At 47.0% G+C, this 328-nt stretch carries 1 protein-coding gene; it reads left to right on the forward strand.

From position 1 onward, the window contains the following. Positions 1-328 (forward strand): GTP-binding protein (locus CWB72_RS20260; RefSeq protein ID WP_252371607.1); only part of this gene is annotated, 328 nt, incomplete at both ends.

The following is a 328-nucleotide window of genomic DNA, read 5'->3' on the forward strand; positions in this document are numbered from 1 at the left end:
CTATGTTAAAAACATGATCACTGGTGCTGCACAGATGGACGGCGCGATCCTAGTAGTTGCGGCTACTGACGGTCCTATGCCTCAAACACGTGAGCACATCCTACTTTCACGTCAGGTTGGTGTACCTTACATCATCGTATTCATGAACAAATGTGACATGGTTGACGACGAAGAGCTACTAGAGCTAGTAGAGATGGAAGTTCGTGAACTTCTTTCTGAGTACGACTTCCCAGGTGATGACTTACCACTAATCCAAGGTTCAGCGCTTAAAGCACTAGAAGGCGAGAAGCAGTGGGAAGACAAGATCGTAGAGCTTGCAGAAGCACTA

Origin of the sequence: Pseudoalteromonas phenolica (genome assembly GCF_005886345.1) — a bacterium.
Classification (GTDB): Bacteria; Pseudomonadota; Gammaproteobacteria; order Enterobacterales; family Alteromonadaceae; genus Pseudoalteromonas; species Pseudoalteromonas phenolica_A.